Origin of the sequence: Rhodopseudomonas pseudopalustris, assembly GCF_900110435.1 — a bacterium.
Taxonomy (GTDB): domain Bacteria; phylum Pseudomonadota; class Alphaproteobacteria; order Rhizobiales; family Xanthobacteraceae; genus Rhodopseudomonas; species Rhodopseudomonas pseudopalustris.
On record NZ_FODT01000003.1, the window covers coordinates 299,653 to 314,714 of the forward strand.

General features: G+C 64.8%; 19 protein-coding genes. 3 read left to right on the top strand and 16 right to left on the bottom strand.

Features of this window, described 5'->3' with window-relative positions; translation table 11 throughout:
• Positions 1 to 147: 147 nt before the first annotated feature.
• On the bottom strand, positions 148 to 456 hold the full coding sequence (locus tag BMY71_RS07615; RefSeq protein WP_011503878.1) for a polyhydroxyalkanoic acid system family protein: 309 nt from the start codon (positions 454 to 456) through the stop codon (positions 148 to 150).
• Between the two features lie 176 nt (positions 457 to 632).
• On the opposite strand from BMY71_RS07615, the gene BMY71_RS07620 reads away from it, so the two are divergent.
• Positions 633 to 797, top strand: coding sequence for a DUF3309 family protein (locus BMY71_RS07620; protein ID WP_011503879.1), 165 nt, complete (start codon positions 633 to 635; stop codon positions 795 to 797).
• 17 nt (positions 798 to 814) lie between these two features.
• Here BMY71_RS07620 and ligD read toward each other — a convergent pair whose 3' ends face one another.
• Positions 815 to 3,622, bottom strand: a complete 2,808-nt coding sequence (gene ligD, locus BMY71_RS07625; RefSeq protein WP_092682831.1) for a DNA ligase D — start codon at positions 3,620 to 3,622, stop codon at positions 815 to 817.
• Between the two features lie 140 nt (positions 3,623 to 3,762).
• Here ligD and ku point away from each other — a divergent pair, with 140 nt between their 5' ends.
• Positions 3,763 to 4,647, top strand: coding sequence for a non-homologous end joining protein Ku (ku, locus tag BMY71_RS07630; protein WP_092682833.1), 885 nt, complete (start codon positions 3,763 to 3,765; stop codon positions 4,645 to 4,647).
• Positions 4,648 to 4,888: 241 nt separating this feature from the next.
• On the opposite strand, the gene BMY71_RS07635 is transcribed toward ku, so the two are convergent.
• Together BMY71_RS07635 and BMY71_RS07640 are read right to left on the bottom strand one after the other, a co-directional pair.
• Positions 4,889 to 5,215: a DUF6496 domain-containing protein gene (locus tag BMY71_RS07635; RefSeq protein WP_092682835.1), complete on the bottom strand. Its 327-nt coding sequence runs from the start codon at positions 5,213 to 5,215 to the stop codon at positions 4,889 to 4,891.
• Positions 5,216 to 5,278: 63 nt separating this feature from the next.
• Positions 5,279 to 5,527, bottom strand: coding sequence for a sulfurtransferase TusA family protein (locus BMY71_RS07640; protein ID WP_092682837.1), 249 nt, complete (start codon positions 5,525 to 5,527; stop codon positions 5,279 to 5,281).
• 108 nt (positions 5,528 to 5,635) lie between these two features.
• On the opposite strand from BMY71_RS07640, the gene mobA reads away from it, so the two are divergent.
• Positions 5,636 to 6,268: a molybdenum cofactor guanylyltransferase MobA gene (gene mobA, locus BMY71_RS07645; RefSeq protein WP_092682838.1), complete on the top strand. Its 633-nt coding sequence runs from the start codon at positions 5,636 to 5,638 to the stop codon at positions 6,266 to 6,268.
• Here mobA and BMY71_RS07650 read toward each other — a convergent pair whose 3' ends face one another.
• The 12 genes from BMY71_RS07650 to BMY71_RS07705 all read right to left on the bottom strand — a co-directional run bounded on the left by BMY71_RS07650 (position 6,269) and on the right by BMY71_RS07705 (position 15,040).
• Positions 6,269 to 7,321 (bottom strand): alcohol dehydrogenase, encoded by a 1,053-nt coding sequence (locus tag BMY71_RS07650; protein ID WP_011503885.1) that lies wholly within the window; start codon positions 7,319 to 7,321, stop codon positions 6,269 to 6,271.
• A 78-nt stretch (positions 7,322 to 7,399) separates the two neighbouring features.
• Positions 7,400 to 8,365, bottom strand: coding sequence for an NAD(P)H-dependent flavin oxidoreductase (locus BMY71_RS07655; protein WP_092683151.1), 966 nt, complete (start codon positions 8,363 to 8,365; stop codon positions 7,400 to 7,402).
• A gap of 200 nt (positions 8,366 to 8,565) precedes the next feature.
• Positions 8,566 to 9,297, bottom strand: a complete 732-nt coding sequence (locus tag BMY71_RS07660; RefSeq protein WP_092682840.1) for an urease accessory protein UreF — start codon at positions 9,295 to 9,297, stop codon at positions 8,566 to 8,568.
• Positions 9,284 to 9,931: an urease accessory protein UreE gene (locus BMY71_RS07665; RefSeq protein WP_092682842.1), complete on the bottom strand. Its 648-nt coding sequence runs from the start codon at positions 9,929 to 9,931 to the stop codon at positions 9,284 to 9,286. The genes BMY71_RS07660 and BMY71_RS07665 overlap by 14 nt, the downstream gene beginning before the upstream one ends.
• 141 nt (positions 9,932 to 10,072) lie before the next feature.
• The gene (locus BMY71_RS07670; RefSeq protein ID WP_092682844.1) at positions 10,073 to 10,372 is read right to left on the bottom strand and encodes a putative quinol monooxygenase; all 300 of its coding nucleotides are present in this window, start codon (positions 10,370 to 10,372) and stop codon (positions 10,073 to 10,075) included.
• Positions 10,373 to 10,399: 27 nt separating this feature from the next.
• Positions 10,400 to 10,699 carry a putative quinol monooxygenase gene (locus tag BMY71_RS07675; RefSeq protein WP_011503889.1) on the bottom strand — a complete coding sequence of 100 codons (300 nt, stop codon included), beginning with the start codon at positions 10,697 to 10,699 and terminating at the stop codon, positions 10,400 to 10,402.
• Positions 10,700 to 11,051: 352 nt separating this feature from the next.
• Positions 11,052 to 12,764 carry an urease subunit alpha gene (gene ureC, locus BMY71_RS07680; protein WP_011503890.1) on the bottom strand — a complete coding sequence of 571 codons (1,713 nt, stop codon included), beginning with the start codon at positions 12,762 to 12,764 and terminating at the stop codon, positions 11,052 to 11,054.
• Positions 12,765 to 12,777: 13 nt separating this feature from the next.
• Positions 12,778 to 13,170 (bottom strand): type II toxin-antitoxin system VapC family toxin, encoded by a 393-nt coding sequence (locus BMY71_RS07685; protein ID WP_011503891.1) that lies wholly within the window; start codon positions 13,168 to 13,170, stop codon positions 12,778 to 12,780.
• Positions 13,167 to 13,451, bottom strand: a complete 285-nt coding sequence (locus BMY71_RS07690) for an AbrB/MazE/SpoVT family DNA-binding domain-containing protein (RefSeq protein WP_011503892.1) — start codon at positions 13,449 to 13,451, stop codon at positions 13,167 to 13,169. The genes BMY71_RS07685 and BMY71_RS07690 overlap by 4 nt, the downstream gene beginning before the upstream one ends.
• Before the next feature lie 45 nt (positions 13,452 to 13,496).
• Positions 13,497 to 13,811, bottom strand: coding sequence for an urease subunit beta (locus BMY71_RS07695; protein ID WP_092682846.1), 315 nt, complete (start codon positions 13,809 to 13,811; stop codon positions 13,497 to 13,499).
• Positions 13,812 to 13,820: 9 nt separating this feature from the next.
• On the bottom strand, positions 13,821 to 14,123 hold the full coding sequence (locus tag BMY71_RS07700) for an urease subunit gamma (RefSeq protein ID WP_092682848.1): 303 nt from the start codon (positions 14,121 to 14,123) through the stop codon (positions 13,821 to 13,823).
• Between the two features lie 65 nt (positions 14,124 to 14,188).
• Positions 14,189 to 15,040, bottom strand: a complete 852-nt coding sequence (locus tag BMY71_RS07705) for an urease accessory protein UreD (protein WP_092682850.1) — start codon at positions 15,038 to 15,040, stop codon at positions 14,189 to 14,191.
• Between the last annotated feature and the right edge of the window lie 22 nt (positions 15,041 to 15,062).

Consider the following 15,062-nt stretch of genomic DNA (forward strand, 5'->3'; position numbering starts at 1 on the left):
GGGTCTCGTGCCGACCAACGCGTCGGTTCCCTCCCCCGCATTGCTATTGTGTTCAGCGAACGGTTACTTGGCGCTTAAGGCGCAACTGCAAAAGAATCAGGTGGCGATACTGTTGCACAGCAACACGCGGCGTCAGCGATGGACGTGTTACTTCTTTTCCAGCAACAGATGACCGCGATTGCGGATCGCATGTTGAGCGACATCGGCGAATTTCTGCAGCAGCCACGGCAGCCGCACTTCCAGCATCACGTGATCGTCGGCGACATCGACATGACCGGCTGCGACCTGACCCAGCGCGCGCACGCGAAACATCATGCGATCGCCCTGCCAGTTTTCTTCCTCCACCTTCAGCACCGGCACATTGACCGCCGCGCGGCTCAGCCCGGCCTTCAAACGACGCGTCGCCTCGTCACGGCCAAGCCGGTGGGGTATCGATACGACAAGCGGAGCTGACATCCGGTATCCTTCCGTCCTGCGTTCATTGCATTCGTTCTCATGTAAGCCGGCCCGGCGGAAATAACAGGGGGCTACGCGGCAACGCGGGTTCAAAAGATGGAACCTTCACTGCTGCAACGTGTTTTTGCACCGACAGGCGGAGCATTCAGGCGACCCGTCGCGACAAGGAGAGCGAGATGTCTATCGGCACAATCATCCTGATCATTCTGATCATTGCCTTGCTGGGCGGGTTCAGCGGCGTCGGCGGCGGTCCGTTCTACGGCACCGGTTACTACGGCGGTGGCGGCCTTGGACTGATCATCATCATCCTGGTGATCCTGCTCCTCCTCGGCAAGATCTGACCGTTTTCTGACCGACCTCAAGCCCTGCTGAACGCGAGCTTCTTGATCGCCGCTTTCAGCGGGGCCGCGGCTTTGTCGTAGTCCGCCCAGGCCTTGGTCTTTGCCAGCAGCGCTGGAACTGTCTCGACCGTGTATCGCTTGGGATCGAGCCCGGCTTTCACCTGCGTCCACGTCAACGGCATCGACACCGTCGCGCCCTCGCGTGCGCGAGGCGACAGCACAGCGACCGCGGTCGACATCCGGTCGTTGCGCAGATAGTCCAGGAAGATCTTTCCCTTCCTCTGCTGCTTCGACATGTTGAGCAGATAGCGATCGGGGCTGTCGTCGGCCATCCCGGCGCACACCGTCTGCGCGAAGATTTTGGCCTGCTTCCAGTCGATATCGTCGCTGGGGACCAGCGGCGTCACCACGTGCAGCCCCTTGCCGCCGGTGGTCTTGCAGAAGCTCGGCAGGCCGATCGCCTCGAGCCGGTCCTTCATTTCACGCGCCGCCACGATCACCGCGTCGAACCCGACTTCGGGCGCCGGATCGAGATCGAACACCAGCCGCCCGGGGACCTCGTACCGACCCGGCGCACAATTCCACGGATGCAGTTCAAGGCCGCCGATCTGCGCCGCAGCGATCAATCCCTCGACCCGGTCGATCTGCACGTAAGGTTTGCGGTCGCCCGCCACTTTCGCAAGCTCGATCAGGTTCGACATCCCCGGCATTGCGTGTCGCTGGAAGAAGTGTTCGCCGCCGATCCCGTCGGGCGCGCGGACGATCGAACACGGCCGCCCCTCGAGATGCCGGATCATCCAATCGCCGACCGCTTCGTAGTAGTGCGCGAGATCGCGCTTGTTGACCGCATCGCCGATCCGGCTCGCGGGCCACAGCTCCTTGTCCGGCTTGGAGATCACCACGCCCATCACCTCGGCGCGACTGGCATGGGTCGCGCGGGTCTTGCTGCGTCCCGCATTCGGCGTTGCGGTTTTTGGCTTGGCCGACTTGGCGTTGGATGAGGGCTTGGCGCGGCGTCCGGGCTTCGGCCGGGCGATATCGACCTTCGCAGGCTCCTCCGCTTCGACCTCCCCGGCCGGCTTGTCCGCGCGCAGTCCCTTGAATGCGGCCTGCCGCACCATGCCGGCGCCGGTGAAGCCGGCGAACTCGATCTCGGCCACAAGCTCCGGCGCCAGCCAATGCACATCGGCGGTCTTGCGCGGCGCGTTCTCGCCGGCAAATGGATTGTCCTTGGCGGCGTGGGCTTTCAATTCCGGCAGCAGTCGCTTCACCACATCCTGCCCGAAGCCGGTGCCGACGATGCCGACATAAGCGAGATGATCGCCGCGATGCACGCCGACCAGCAGCGAACGAAACTTGCCCGCATTGGTCTTCCAGCCGCCGATCACCACCTCGTGCCCGGCCCGGCACTTCGCCTTGGTCCAGTTGTCGCTGCGGCCGGATCGATAGGGCGCATCGAGCTTCTTCGAGACGATGCCTTCGAGCGACAGCTTGCAGGCGGATTGCAGGATCGCGTCGCCGCCGGTGTCGAAATGCTCGACATAGCGGATCAGGCCTTGCTTGCGCCGGCCGCGCGCGGCGGCGAGCAGATCCAGCAGCCGCCGCTTGCGTTCGGATAGCGGCAGCGCGCGCAGATCCTCGCCATCGGCATGGAGCAGATCGAACGCAAAGCAGATCAGATTGTCCGTGTCGCCGTCCGACAGCGCCGCCTGCAGCGCCGCGAAATCCGGGTGGCCGTGCTGATCGAGCGCGACGATCTCGGTGTCGATCAGCGCATCGGGCAGGCCCGCAGCCTGGTCGGCGATCGCCTGAAATCTGGCGGTCCAGTCCAATCCCTTGCGGGTCTTCAGCGTCGCCTCGCCGGCGTCGACGCGTAGCTGCATCCGGTAGCCGTCGAATTTGATCTCGTGACCCCAGCCATCGCCGCCGGGCGGCCGCTCGACCGAGGTGCAGAGCTGCGGCGGAACGAAATCCGGCATCGCCGCGCGCTTCGCCGCAGCCTTGCGCACCGGCTTCGGTTTCGCGACCTTGGCCGTCTTTGGCTTTGCCGTCTTGGACTTTGCAGTCTTCAGGCTGGCGGTGGTCGCCTTCGCCTTGTTCGGCGGCGCCGGCTTCGACGCGGCCGCCCCGCCCGCGCCATTGGCCGCGCGCTCGTCTGCGGCCAGCCCCTCCTTCGAATTCCATACCGCGTCGGCCTTCACGCGCGCCGCCTTGCCGGTCATGAACGGTTTTGGCGCGCGGCCTTTCCCCTGTGCGATCTCTGTCATCGCGCGGCCGGACGCCACCGAGCGGTCCTGATCGAGAATGTCGTTGGCCTTTCCCTCGCGGGCGTCATCGTCGCGATGCTTGATCAGCAACCAGTTGGTGCGTTTGCCGCCGTTGCGATCATGGCGCATCCGCACCAGCACCCAGCTTCCCTGCAGCTTCTCGCCGTCCAGCGAAAATTTGAGGTCACCCTTCTTGAAACCGCGCTCCGGATCGTCGCACTCCCAATAGCCGCGATCCCAGAGCTGCACGGTGCCGCCGCCATATTGGCCCTTGGGAATCGTGCCTTCGAAGTCGCCATAGTCGAGCGGATGGTCCTCGACCTCGACCGCGAGCCGCTTGTCGTGCGGATCGAGCGACGGCCCGCGCGTCACCGCCCACGACTTGAACACGCCGTTATATTCCAGCCGCAGGTCGTAGTGCAGCCGCGTGGCGTCGTGCTTCTGGATCACGAAACGCCGCCGCTTCGACGGCGCGACCTTGCCATCGCCGCGCGGCTCGGCGGTCTGCTCGAAGTCGCGCTTGTTGCGATACAGCGTGAGAGTCTTGCCTGCTGCCATCGTCGTCTCCGCCTCGCGTCACCCGCTGCGCCGGAACCAAAACCCGGCGCCCTGGTTGAAGTTCCCGACCGGCCTCCCGCGCCGGCTATCCGCTCGTCGCATCAACAACACCGGTCGCATCAACAAGATTGGAGAGCATCATGGCTCCGCCCCGCGCTTACTGGAAGGGCTCGCTCAAACTGTCCTTGGTGAGTTGTCCGGTGGCGTTGTATCCGGCCTCGACCAGCGTCGAGAAGACGCGCTTCCACATGATCAACACCGAAACCGGCAACCGGCTGAAGCAGCAGATGGTCGACGAGGGGACCGGCGAAGTCGTCGAGAAAGATCAGAAAGGCCGCGGCTACGAAGTCCGCAAGGGCAAGTATGTCGAGATCGAGAAGGACGAACTCGAGGCGGTGCAGATCGAAAGCACCCACACCATCGAGATCGACAGCTTCGTGCCGGCGGAGGAGATCGACAAGCGCTATCTCAACAATCCCTATTACATCGCGCCGGAAGGCAAAGCCGGCATCGACGCCTTCGCGGTGATCCGCGACGCGATGAAGGACAAGGATCGCGTTGCGCTGGCGCGGATCGTGCTGTCGAACCGCGAGCACGTGATCGCGATCGAACCGCTCGGCAAGGGCCTGCTCGCCACCACGCTGCGCTACCCTTACGAATTGCGGGAGCCGGACGATTATTTCGACGGCATCAAGAGCCCCAAGATCTCGAAGGACATGGTCGAACTCGCCGGGCACATCCTCGATACCAAGGCCGCGCATTTCGATCCGTCCAAATTCAAGGACGACTACGAGACCGCCCTGAAGGCGCTGGTGAAACGCAAGGCCGCCGGGAAGTCGATCAAGGTCGCCGAGCCGGAGGAAAAGTCCGACAACGTCGTCAGCCTGATGGACGCGCTGAAGCAGAGCCTTGAAGGCAAGAAGAGCGGAAAGTCAGCGCCGCGCCGCGCACCGGCCGCCCGTGGCCGCGGTCGTTCCGCTAAAAAGGCACACCGATCGTCGGCGCGTGCCCGCAAGGCGAGTTGATAGATACTCCCCTTTGCCCGAGGAACATTGCACTCGTTGTCATTCCGGGGGCGCGCGACGCGCCAACCCGGAATCGATATCCCACTGTCGTCGGTTGGAGCTTAGGCGTCGCAGGCTGTTCGTCGCAGCCAACTCAACAGTCAGGATTCCCGGCTCTCGCCTGCGCGCCCACCCGGCATGACGAACGTTGTGTTCGCGCTACTGAATGAGCGAACGCACGAACCGTCCGACTGCCGGCAACTCAGGTTTTCTTCGCAGCCTTGCGCTTGGTCGTCCGGCCCGACGCGGTCTTGCGTGACGTCGTCTTCCCGGCCGAGTTTTTCTTCGCTGTCTTCTTCGTTGCTTTTTTCGTTGTCTTCTTGGCCGGCTGCTTCGCCGATTTCTTCGCTGCCGTCTTGCGCGGCGCCTTGTTGCCTTCGGCGCGGGCCTCCGAGAGGCCGATTGCGATTGCTTGCTTGCGGCTCTTCACCGTCTTGCCGGAGCCGCCGCTCTTCAGCGTGCCGGCCTTGCGCTTCTTCATCGCGCGCTCGACCTTGGCCGACGCTGTCTTGGAATATTTCCGGGCCATGAACTCCTCCCTTGGTAACAGGACGAACAATGGTTCCGGGCGATAATTAGTTCCCCGCCGCTTTCAGGCGTCGCCCCGATCCGCCGCGCTCGCCTTCTCGATCACGAACACGATCGTGCCCTCGGGACGTGCGGTGCTCTCGAGGCGGTCGCCGGTCTCCTGGATCATCACCGGAATATCGATCAGCGACATCGGATCGGTGCAATGCACTTCCAGCCGATCGCCGACGCGCAACGTCGTCAGCGCCTTGCGCGCCTTGAGCACCGGCATCGGGCATTTCAGCCCCGTCAGATCGAGAACAATCGTGGTCATGCGGCGGACGATGGCGAAGCGGGACCGCGCCGTCAATCGTCCCGCCCTTCGCCTTATTGCGCAGCAGCGCCGCCGCGGGTTAACGAAGGTGTCCCGAGTTCGTGGATCATGCCGATGGCCGATCATCCCGCCACACCCGCAGTCGTTCTCGCTGGTGGCCTCGCGCAGCGGATGGGCGGCGGCGACAAGCCGCTGCGTGAGATCGCCGGCAGGAGCCTGCTGGCGCGGGTGATCGATCGCCTCGCGCCGCAATGCGACGCGCTGGCGCTCAACGCCAATGGCGATCCGGCGCGGTTCGCGGGGTTTGGTCTTCCTGTGATCGCCGATCCGGTCGACGGTTTTCCCGGTCCGCTCGCCGGCGTCCTCGCCGGGCTCGACTGGATCGCCGCACACAGGCCCGACGCCGAGTGGATGCTCAGCGCGCCGGCGGATTGTCCGTTTCTGCCGAGCGATCTGGTTGTGCGGCTGCATCAGGCCAGACTGGATCAGCAGGCGGACATCGCCGTTGCGGCGTCGGCGGGCCGCTCGCATCCGGTGATCGCGTTGTGGCCTTGCAGCCTGCAGATCGATCTGCGCCGCGCTCTGCTGGCTGACGACATCCGCAAGGTCGATCGCTTCACCGCGCGCTATCCGCGCGCGATCGTCGAGTGGCCGGTGCAGCCGTTCGATCCGTTCTTCAATGCCAACACCCCAGAGGACGTCGCCGAAGCCGAACGGATCGCCTTGCGCGATTCGAGCTGACTACGGCGTCAACACCGCGCGGCCGACCAACCTGCCGTTCTGCAGGTCGATCAACGCGTCGTTCGCCTTCTGGAGCGGCAGCGGCGTCACCGGAATCGGCGCGATCTTCTTGGTGCGCACGAGGTCGAGCAATTCCTGCGTCTCGCGCAGATTGCCGACATAGCTGCCCTGGATTGTGATCGCGCGCATCGGGATGAACGGCAGCGCCCATGGCGCGCCGCCGCCGAACAGCCCGACGATCACCAGCTTGCCGCCCTTGGTGAGACAGTCGAAGCCGAGCTGCGCGGTCTGGGCGTTGCCGACCAGATCGAGCGCACCGCGCACCGGAGCGCCGGCTTTGGCGGCGATCTGCTCCAGCGCATCCGGCGCCGCGCCATCGACCGTCGCCATCGCGCCGGCCTTTTCGGCGGCTTCGCGCTTGCTGGCGTCGATATCGACCATGATTGCGCCCTTGCCGCCCATCGCCTTGAGCAGCGACAGCGCCATCAGGCCGAGCCCGCCGGCGCCGAACATCACGATCGGACCGGCGAACGCGAATTCGAGTTTCTTCAGCGCGCTGTAGGTGGTGACGCCCGAACAGGCGTAGGGCGCGGCCGTCACCGGATCGAGACCTTCGAGGCTGAGCAGATAGCGCGGATGCGGAACGATCAGTTCGTCCGAATAGCCGCCGTCGCAATACACGCCGAGGAAGCGCGGCTTCAGGCACATGTTCTCGTCACCGGCGCGGCAGACCTCGCATTGGCCGCAGCCGATCCACGGATAGACCAGCGCGACGTCGCCGATCTTGGCATCCTTCGCATCCGGACCGGCGGCGACCACTTCGCCGACGGTCTCGTGGCCCATCGTCAGCGGCAGCGATACGCCGCGATCGGCGAGCGACAATTTCTTGCGGCCGTGGCCGAGTTCGTAGCCGCCTTCCCAGATGTGCAGATCGCTGTGGCAGATGCCGGCGGCCTTGACGCGGACCAGCACCTGCGTGCCGGTCAATTCCGGCGTCGGCCGGTTGTCTTCGCTGAGCGGCTGACCGAAGCCGGAGACGCGAAAGCTCTTCATGGCGAGTTCTCCCGATTTTTTCGTTACGTGCAGATATGCCACGGCATCGCATGGCCGTCAACCGGCGTGACGACGCGGTTATCCTGCTGAGCGGAATTCGGATACGGTCTGCTTGACCAGATCCGCGATCGGCACGATGCCGCCGACGCCCGAGGTCGAATGCCCCGCGCTCCAGATATCGCGCCAGCGTTGCGGCCGGCTTTCGCGTGCGCCGATGTCGATGTCCTTGCCGATGTCGATCGCCCCGCGCTGCGGCAGATCATCGGGATCGAGCCCGGCGGCGACAATCGACGGCCGCAACATGCTGGTCTGCAATCCGGTGAACGCTTTCGTCAGCAGGATGTCGTCGGCGGAACTATCCACCAGCATCGCCTTGTAGCGCGGATCGGCCGCGCTCTCCTGCGTCGCGATGAATTTGGTGCCCATGTAAGCGAGGTCGCAGCCGAGCGTCATCGCCGCGCGCAGCGCGACGCCGTCGCTGACGCCGCCGGCCAGCACGACGACGCCGTCGAAGAACTGCCGCACGGCGCGGACGAAGGCGAACGGATTGAGCCAGCCGGTCTGGCCGCCCGCGCCTGCGGTCAACAGCACCAGCCCGTCTGCTCCCGCCGCAACGGCGCGCTCGGCGTGGCGGATGCTGGCGACGTCGGCCAGCACCATGGTTCCGATATCATGCAATTGTTTGATCACCGGCTCCGGCGAGCCGACGCTGGTGATCACGATCTCCGGCCTGTGCATCAGCAGCACTGCGAGATCGTCGGCGAGCCGCGCATTAGAGCGATGCACGATCAGATTCGGGCACCACGGCGCGGCCGCTTTGCCGCTGGTCTGCTCGAGCGTCGCCAATCGTTGCGCGATCGAGGTGAGCCACGCTTCAAGCTGTTCCGTCGTGCGGCAATTCACCGTCGGAAACGACCCGATCACTCCGTTCGCGCAGGCCGCCGCGACCAGATCGACGCCGGACACCAGAAACATCGGAGCCGCGATCAGCGGCAGCTCGAGCCGGCCGCGAAATCGGGTGAGTCGATCGGCTGCACGCGACATCATTCCTCCCTACTTCTGGAAAGGCCGCGACCGGATGGTCGGGTCGTTCGCTATCCCTCTATTCGTCATTCCGGGGCGTGCGACGCGCGAACCCGGAATCTCCCTTCGCCACAACTGCGAGATTCCGGGTTCGCGCAGCGCCGCTGCGCGCCCCGGAATGACACTGTAGATGTTCCGCGCGCTGCGAGCCGGCAAGCAGGCTACGACCGGAACAGCCGCGTGTACTGCGTCTCGTGGCGCAGGCTGGCGAGGTCGGCGCGGAAGGTGGCGCTGCCGAGATCATCGAGTGACGCCTTGAGCGCGCGGTCGCCGGCGGCGATCACCGCGGGCTCCAATGCCGCGAGCACGCGCTGGCTGTCGGTCTGGCCGAGCGGGACCAGCCGCGCGCCGGCGGAGATCCAGTTCGACACCACCGCATGCAGGAAGGCGTGCAGCGTCGCGGCGAGCGGCACGCCATGCGTGGCGCTGACGAGGCCGACGGCGACCGGATAGGCCAGCGCACCGGCGCAGGCGTCGACCGCGCATGCGAGCCCGTCGCTCGGCCAGGCGTTGCGCACGATCTCGATGAAGGCCTTGCCCTGCGCGGTGGTTTCGAGATGACGCTCGGCCGAAGGCACGAACGCAGTCGCCAGTTCGGCGACGTGGCGCAGCGCCGTCTCGTCGGCGGCGGCGACGGCGCGATAGGCATGCGCGAGAAACACGCCGTCGCAGAAGCCAGCGCCATGTTCGAGCATTGCGGTGAGCCAGTCACGCAGGCTCGGTGCGTCGATGACGTCGCCGGCTTCGACCGCCCATTCGAGGCCGCTCGAATAGGAAAACGCGCCGACCGGAAACGCCGGTGACAGCCAGGTCATCAGCCGATACAGCGACGCGCTTTGCTGCGCCGACAGCGGCGCGGCCGAGGTCGTCTCCGGCGCGTTACTTGTGCTCATGCTTGTGCGCATGGCCGTGCGCGTGGTCGTGGGCGCAATGCTCGTCGTGGACATGGTGATCGTGGCCGTGATCATGCTGGCTGTGATCATGGCCGTGATGAGCATGGTCATGACCAGCGTGGCCATGCTGATCATGATCGTGATGGGCGTGCGCGTGTTGCGCGTGATCGTGAGGCCCGTGATGATGCCCGCCGCCCTCGTGCGCAGGCGCATAGGCGCCGCCTTCCGGATCGAACGGCGCTTCGATCTCGATCGCCTTGCCGCCGAGGCCTGCCACCATCTCGGCGATCACGTGGTCGCGGCGGATGCGCAAGGCCTTGGCCATGATCTGGGTCGGCAGATGCCGGTTGCCGAGGTGCCAGGCGAGCCGCACCAGATGCAGCGGGTCCCGGCCACGGATTTCCAGCAGTGGCTCCGGCGCCGCGACCACTTCGACCAGCCGTCCGTCGTCGAGCACCAGCGCATCGCCGCCGCGCAACGCGACGGCGTGCTCCAGATCGAGCAGGAACGACAGCCCGCGGGTGCCGGTCATCGCCATGCGACGGCGGTGGCGATCGTCGAAATCGAGCACGACGGTGTCGGCCGCCGGCTCCTTCCAGTGATATTGCCCGTGGACTTTGCCGGCTCGAATCATGGCGTCTCTCGTTCAGCTTTCAGCGCGTGATAAGCGCTCCTATAGCGTTTTCGAACGAAATGGGCATCGGTTCGTGTCAAGAAAACACGTCAAAAGAACAATTCGAGCTCCGGTTCTGATTCGATCAGAACCGGAAAAGCTCTAGAATGTCTCGACCTTGCCGTCACTGATGATCTCGATCACCGTCGGCGAGGCTTTCAGCGGGGCCGATAGTTCGCGCCACACCTTCATGTGCGGGGCGCGGGCGTGGGCGTTGAGATCCTCTCGGCTTTCCCAGCGCTCGACCACCACGAAAGTGTTCTCATCGTTGATGCTGGTGTGACTGTCATAGGCGATGCAGCCCTTTTCCTTGCGGGTCTCGGCGATGCAGGCCTTGGCGCCCTGAATGAAAGCCTCCCGCGCGTCCGGCTTCACCTGCGTGGTGGCGACGACGTAGATCATGGCGGTCTTCCCTTTTTTTGTTGTTGATTACTTCACGTCGACCTTCTCGGGCGTGATGATCTCGATCTTCGGCGGCGCGGACAGGCACTTCGCAGCGATCCGCCCGAATGCCTTGAAATGCTCCGCCTTGCCGTGCGGGCCGAGCGCCTCGGCGTTTTCCCACTGCTCGACGAACACCATCTTGGTCGGATCGCTGACGCTCTCGTGCATGTCGTAGGCGATGTTGCCGGGCTCCTTGCGGGTCTCGGCGATGCAGTCCTTGGCTCCGGCAATCAGTTCGGCACGCATGTCCGGCTTCACGGTCAAAGTGGCGACGACATAGATCACGAATATTCCTCCCGATGGTTTTTTCTATAGCGTTTTCGAGCGAAGTGGATACCGGTTCGCGTGAAGAAAACGCGTCAAAAATAAAAAGTGAGAGCTCCGGTTCCGATTCGATCAGAACCGGAACCGGAGCTCTGGCGCAAGCGCCGCGCGGACAATAGGCGCTGGGCGCGCGCGATGCAAAGGCTCCCGCGCCGCTGACCACCCGTCATTCCGGGGCGCTCGCGACAGCGAGCGAACCCGGAAGCGAGAGGTTTTTGCGACGGCACGATCAACAGATCGGGATTCCGGGTTCGCGCTACGCGCGCCCCGGAATGACCGGCGAGAAGATTGATGCGCTCGTGGTCTCGCCGTCTCAATACATGAAATAGCGCTGCGCCATCGGCAGCACCTCGGCCGGGGCGCAGGTCAGCAATTCGCCGTCGGCTCGGACTTCGTAGGTTTCGGGATCGACCTCGATGTTCGGCGTGGCGTCGTTGTGAATCATGCTCTTCTTCGAGATGCCGCCCCGGACATTGCTGACCGGATACAGCGCCTTGGCGATGCCGAGGTCACGGGCGAGATGGCCGGCTGCGGCAGCCTGCGAGGTGAACACCACCGACGACGCGGTGAGCGCGCGGCCGTAGGCGCCGAACATCGGCTGGTAGTGCACCGGCTGCGGCGTCGGGATCGAGGCATTCGGATCGCCCATCGGCGCCGCCACGATCATGCCCGCCTTGACGATGCAATCCGGCTTGACGCCGAAGAACGCCGGCGACCACAGCACGAGGTCGGCCATCTTGCCGGTCTCGACCGAACCGATCAGCTTCGACACGCCATGCGCGATCGCCGGATTGATGGTGTATTTGGCGATGTAGCGCTTGACGCGGAAATTGTCGTTGCGGGCGGAATCCTGCGACAGCGAACCGCGCTGCTTCTTCATCTTGTCGGCGGTCTGCCAGGTGCGGATGATGACTTCGCCGAGCCGGCCCATCGCCTGGCTGTCCGACGACATCATCGACAGCGCGCCGAGATCGTGCAGGATGTCTTCCGCCGCGATCGTCTCCTTGCGGATGCGGCTTTCGGCAAACGCCAGATCCTCGGCGATCGACGGATCGAGATGATGGCACACCATCAGCATGTCGAGATGCTCGTCGATGGTGTTGCGGGTGAACGGCCGGGTCGGATTGGTCGAGGACGGCAGCACGTTCTCCAGGCCGGCAACTTTGATGATGTCCGGCGCGTGGCCGCCGCCGGCGCCCTCGGTGTGGAAAGCGTGGATGGTGCGGCCCTTGAACGCCTTGATGGTGTCCTCGACGAAGCCACTCTCGTTCAGCGTGTCGGAATGGATCATCACCTGCACGTCGTGATCGTCGGCGACGGTGAGGCAATTGTCGATCGCCGCCGGCGTCGTGCCCCAGTCCTCGTGCAGCTTCAGCGCGCAGGCGCCGCCCTCCACCATCTCGATCAGCGCGCCGGGCAGCGCCGCGTTGCCCTTGCCGGAAATGCCGAGATTGACCGGGAAGGCATCGAACGACTGAATCATCCGGCCGATATGCCACGGCCCCGGCGTGCAGGTGGTCGCAAAGGTCCCGTGCGATGGCCCGGTGCCGCCGCCGAGCATGGTGGTGACGCCGCTCATCAAGGCATGTTCGATCTGCTGCGGGCAGATGAAATGGATGTGACTGTCGAAGCCGCCGGCGGTGAGGATCTTGCCCTCGCCCGCGATCACGTCGGTGCCCGGGCCGATGATGATATCGACGCCCGGCTGGATGTCCGGATTGCCGGCCTTGCCGATCGCGCTGATCATCCCGGCCTTGATTGCGACGTCGGCCTTGACGATGCCCCAGTGATCGACGATCAGCGCGTTGGTGATGACCGTGTCGGCGGCGCCGTCCTTGTTGGTCACCTGCGACTGCCCCATGCCGTCGCGGATCACCTTGCCGCCGCCGAACTTCACCTCCTCGCCGTAGGTCGTGAAGTCCTTCTCGACCTCGATGATCAGATCGGTGTCGGCAAGCCGGACGCGATCGCCGGTGGTCGGGCCGAACATGTCGGCATAGACGGACCGCGAGATTTTCACCGACATAGCTCGCCCCTTGCTAGGTTTTCAACGACCGGAACGGGAGGGTCCTGGCGGCCTTCTTGTCGAACGTCATGGTCGCATCGCAGCCGAAGGCGAGGTTGAGTTCGCCGATCACACAGTCGGCAAAGTCGGCAAGCCCTTGGCCGTAATGTTCCACCGCGCGTTCGATCGACGCAGGAAACGGCAGGACGAATTCGGGAGCCGCAACGATGCGCTGCAATCGCGCATAAATCGCCCCTCGATCGAGCCCGAACGACGCGCGCAACGCCCAGACGAATTCCACCAGCACCACCGGATTGATGAAGACGCTGCCTTGCGACCGAACGATATCGCGCGCCGCCGCGGTCTGGGCGGCGTTGTCGTCCGCCTCGAAAAACCGCAGCAGCACGTTGGTGTCGACCGCGATCATCCCCGCCGCCTGCCCGCTCGCGGAAATTTCTCGGCGACGGTCGCGGCGATCGCGTCGTCGATATCCTTCCGGGTGCGCGCTCGTCCGCGCGACGGCAATCGCACCTCGTCGAAATTCTCGAAGATGCTGCGCCGCTTGACCGCCGTGACGGTGAGCTTGCCGGACGCCGACAGGTCGAAGTCGAGCCGATCCCCGGCCGTGACCCCGAGCCGCTCGCGGATCGGGGCCGGCAAGGTGACCTGTCCTTTCGATGTCAGGGTCGCGGACGCTTTGTAAGACATCGTTTGATCTCCTTACTTCCAGGGTAATCCTTACCTGGCGGACACTCAAGCCTTGTCCAGCTTGCCCATCACGTCGCCGCGGAAGCCGTAGACGACGCGCTTGCCGGCGAGTGCGACGAGCTGCACCTCGCGGGTCTGGCCGGGCTCGAACCGCACCGCGGTTCCGGCCGCGATGTCGAGACGCATTCCGCGGGCTTTCTTGCGATCGAATTTCAGCGCCGGATTGGTTTCGAAGAAATGATAATGCGAGCCGACCTGGATCGGCCGGTCGCCGGCGTTGGCGACGCTCAGCGTCACAGTGGCGCGGCCGGCATTGAGTTCGATCTCGCCGTCTTCGATCAACATTTCACCGGGGATCATGATAGCACCTCATCGAATCGGCTGGTGCACGGTGACGAGCTTGGTGCCGTCGGGGAATGTCGCTTCGACCTGGATGTCGTGGATCATCTCGGCGATGCCGTCCATGCACTGTTCGCGGGTGAGCACCTCGGCGCCCGCCTGCATCAGCTCGGCGACGGTGCGGCCATCACGCGCGCCCTCGACGATGAAATCTGAAATGATCGCGATCGCCTCGGGATGATTGAGCCTGACGCCGCGCTCGAGCCTGCGGCGCGCCACCATCGCCGCCATCGAGATCAGCAGCCTGTCCTTTTCGCGGGGGGAGAGATTCATAAAAGCACTCGATCGATGACAGAGGACGTTGGGCGATTGAACGACACCTAACTTAGCCGGCGTACCTAACTCAACCAGAGCCGAGGCAGCGCGCGGCCCGCGGCGCGGCGTAGCACCGCCATCATGTCGGCGCGTAGCCGCGCCGCATCTTGGGCGCAGAACCGCGCCATTGCAATTCCATTCCAGGCGGTGATGCCGACCTCGGCGCCGAACAAGTCCGCGTTTTCGCGCAACCGCTCGACGAGTTCGGAATCGCCCGGCGCGATCAGCGCGGTGCCGACCGCGACGCCGCCTTTCGCCACCGCCGGGCGATCCAGCAACGGGCCGATCTCGCCGTCGAGCCGCACGGTCTCGGCGAAAACGAGCTTGCCGCCGACGCGCAGCCGCCAGCGGTCGATGAAGCGGCCGTGCCGCATCGTCTCGCCCATCGCCGAGCGGCCGAAGATCACGGATTCGCACAACAGCAGCGACGCGCGCGGGGCGAGTTCGATGTCGATCCGCCGTTCGACGCGGGCCTGATCGAACAGGATGGTCTCCTGCGGCAGCCAGCCGAGATGGCCATCATCGGCGACCTTCAGCGTGATATCGAGCTGTGCCGACGGCCCGTGCGAGCGATAGATCTTCTCGGCGGCGGCGGTGGTGAGGGTCAGACGCGCGCTTTCGCCGACTGCGATGTCGATGCTGAACCGATCGCCGCCGGCGACGCCGCCCGCGGTGTTGACCAGCACAGCGGACAGGCCCTGCTGCTCCGGCGAGGGAAAGCGCACCCGCAACGATCCGGACTCGTGCAACTTGCCACGTCGCGTCACGTCGTCGACCGAACGCACGTCGAACTGCACAGAGCCCTGCGCGCGATTGGCGGCGAACAGTTGCTCAGTTGCGGCAGCGGCCTCGCGCCGTGACGATTCGGTCTGCATCAATGCCCCCGGGCGAGGCCGC

Bases quoted from the DNA above. Each gene is read 5' to 3' on its own strand.
- BMY71_RS07620 (WP_011503879.1), top strand. From the start codon at position 633: ATGTCTATCGGCACAATCATCCTGATCATTCTGATCATTGCCTTGCTG.
- BMY71_RS07700 (WP_092682848.1), bottom strand. From the start codon at position 14,123: ATGAATCTCTCCCCCCGCGAAAAGGACAGGCTGCTGATCTCGATGGCG.
- ureC (WP_011503890.1), bottom strand. From the start codon at position 12,764: ATGTCGGTGAAAATCTCGCGGTCCGTCTATGCCGACATGTTCGGCCCG.
- BMY71_RS07615 (WP_011503878.1), bottom strand. From the start codon at position 456: ATGTCAGCTCCGCTTGTCGTATCGATACCCCACCGGCTTGGCCGTGAC.
- BMY71_RS07655 (WP_092683151.1), bottom strand. From the start codon at position 8,365: ATGTCGCGTGCAGCCGATCGACTCACCCGATTTCGCGGCCGGCTCGAG.
- BMY71_RS07640 (WP_092682837.1), bottom strand. From the start codon at position 5,527: ATGACCACGATTGTTCTCGATCTGACGGGGCTGAAATGCCCGATGCCG.
- BMY71_RS07635 (WP_092682835.1), bottom strand. From the start codon at position 5,215: ATGGCCCGGAAATATTCCAAGACAGCGTCGGCCAAGGTCGAGCGCGCG.
- BMY71_RS07665 (WP_092682842.1), bottom strand. From the start codon at position 9,931: ATGATTCGAGCCGGCAAAGTCCACGGGCAATATCACTGGAAGGAGCCG.
- BMY71_RS07695 (WP_092682846.1), bottom strand. From the start codon at position 13,811: ATGATCCCCGGTGAAATGTTGATCGAAGACGGCGAGATCGAACTCAAT.
- BMY71_RS07690 (WP_011503892.1), bottom strand. From the start codon at position 13,451: ATGTCTTACAAAGCGTCCGCGACCCTGACATCGAAAGGACAGGTCACC.
- BMY71_RS07685 (WP_011503891.1), bottom strand. From the start codon at position 13,170: ATGATCGCGGTCGACACCAACGTGCTGCTGCGGTTTTTCGAGGCGGAC.
- mobA (WP_092682838.1), top strand. From the start codon at position 5,636: ATGCCGATGGCCGATCATCCCGCCACACCCGCAGTCGTTCTCGCTGGT.
- BMY71_RS07705 (WP_092682850.1), bottom strand. From the start codon at position 15,040: ATGCAGACCGAATCGTCACGGCGCGAGGCCGCTGCCGCAACTGAGCAA.
- ku (WP_092682833.1), top strand. From the start codon at position 3,763: ATGGCTCCGCCCCGCGCTTACTGGAAGGGCTCGCTCAAACTGTCCTTG.
- BMY71_RS07660 (WP_092682840.1), bottom strand. From the start codon at position 9,297: ATGAGCACAAGTAACGCGCCGGAGACGACCTCGGCCGCGCCGCTGTCG.
- ligD (WP_092682831.1), bottom strand. From the start codon at position 3,622: ATGGCAGCAGGCAAGACTCTCACGCTGTATCGCAACAAGCGCGACTTC.
- BMY71_RS07650 (WP_011503885.1), bottom strand. From the start codon at position 7,321: ATGAAGAGCTTTCGCGTCTCCGGCTTCGGTCAGCCGCTCAGCGAAGAC.
- BMY71_RS07670 (WP_092682844.1), bottom strand. From the start codon at position 10,372: ATGATCTACGTCGTCGCCACCACGCAGGTGAAGCCGGACGCGCGGGAG.